Annotated in this window: 1 protein-coding gene; it reads left to right on the top strand. The window is 67.8% G+C overall.

Features of this window, described 5'->3' with window-relative positions; translation table 11 throughout:
- Positions 1–395 (top strand): aldehyde dehydrogenase family protein (locus BIU89_RS12905; protein ID WP_139179126.1); only part of this gene is annotated, 395 nt, incomplete at both ends.

Raw genomic sequence — 395 nt, 5'->3', positions numbered from 1 at the left:
TGCCGATCGCGATCGCCGCGGGCAACACCGTCGTGCTGAAGCCGAGCGAGAAGGACCCGTCGGCCGCCATCTGGCTCGCCGAGAAGTTCAAGGAGGCCGGGCTGCCCGACGGCGTCTTCAACGTGCTCAACGGCGACAAGCTGTCCGTCGACGGCCTGCTCACCAGCGACGACGTCGAGTCGATCTCGTTCGTCGGCTCCACGCCCATCGCGCAGTACGTCTACGAGACCGGCACGAAGCACGGCAAGCGCGTGCAGGCCCTCGGCGGCGCGAAGAACCACATGCTCGTCCTGCCCGACGCAGACCTCGACCTGGTCGCCGACAACGCGATCAACGCCGGCTTCGGTTCGGCCGGTGAACGCTGCATGGCGATCTCGGTCGTCGTCGCCGTCGAG

Source organism: Curtobacterium sp. MCBA15_005 (assembly GCF_001864855.1).
In the GTDB taxonomy this organism is placed as follows: Bacteria; Actinomycetota; Actinomycetes; order Actinomycetales; family Microbacteriaceae; genus Curtobacterium; species Curtobacterium flaccumfaciens.
Note: the sequence above shows the minus strand (reverse complement) of the source record. Positions and strands in the feature narration are given on the sequence as shown.